General features: G+C 76.0%; 2 protein-coding genes. Both read left to right on the top strand.

Annotated elements, in window-relative coordinates:
• On the top strand, nucleotides 1-540 hold a 540-nt coding region (locus BU197_RS15155; RefSeq protein ID WP_188268813.1), incomplete at its 5' end, for a class F sortase.
• A 223-nt stretch (nucleotides 541-763) separates the two neighbouring features.
• On the top strand, nucleotides 764-935 hold a 172-nt coding region (locus BU197_RS15150; protein ID WP_188268812.1), incomplete at its 3' end, for an aldehyde dehydrogenase family protein.

Here is a 935-nt window from a genome sequence, read left to right as displayed (position 1 = left end):
CACCCCCCCCCCAGGGCCAAGGCCCCGTCCCGGCCCGCCGTCCCGCCCCGCCCCGGGCCCCCGCCCGCACCCCTGGCCCGCTCGCGGCCCACCACGGTCGCCGTCCCGGCCATCACCATCGAGGCGCCGGTGGTCGAACTCGGTCTCGACGCCCAGGGGCGGCTCGCCACCCCGCCGGTCGGGAGCCCGAGGATGGTCGGCTGGTACGCGAAGGGGGTGACCCCGGGGGAGCGCGGGACCGCCGTCGTCGTCGGCCACCGGGACACCCTCACCGGACCCGCCGTCTTCCTCAACCTCAACGCGCTCAGCCCCGGCAACACGGTCCGGGTCGCCCGCGCCGACGGCCGGGTCGCCGTCTTCACGGTCGACCGGGTCCGTACGTACCCCAAGACCGGTTTCCCCGACGAGGAGGTCTACGGCTCCACGGGCCGCCCCGAGTTGCGCCTGCTGACCTGCGGCGGGGCCTTCGACCGTGCGACGGGCTACGAGGCGAACATCGTCGTCTTCGCCCATCTCACCGACATCGCCCAGAAGATCTGAGCGCCCGGTCCCGCCGTCCCGGCGGAGCCCGTCCGCTCTCCACCGGGCCGGGCGGGTCCGCGCCACCCGGCGCCTGCCCGCCCGGCCCGGTGGTGTGTCCGGCGCGCGGGGGGAGCGCCGCCGGGGTGAGACCGGGGGCACTTCCGCAGGCCCTGGCGCCCAAAAACTAACGGCGCTAGTTTGGTGCGTCGACGGACCCGTGGACACCGTGAGAGGACAGCGGATGAAGGCGCACGACGCGATGTACATCGACGGGGAGTGGCGCCCCGCCGCGGGCTCCGACACCCTCGCCGTGATCAACCCGGCGGACGAGCAGGTCATCGGTCATGTCCCGGCGGGCACCGCGGAGGACGTCGACGCCGCCGTGCGCGCCGCCCGCGCCGCGCTGCCCGGCT

Source organism: Streptomyces sp. CBMA291 (assembly GCF_014596525.1).
Classification (GTDB): domain Bacteria; phylum Actinomycetota; class Actinomycetes; order Streptomycetales; family Streptomycetaceae; genus Streptomyces.
Note: the sequence above shows the minus strand (reverse complement) of the source record. Positions and strands in the feature narration are given on the sequence as shown.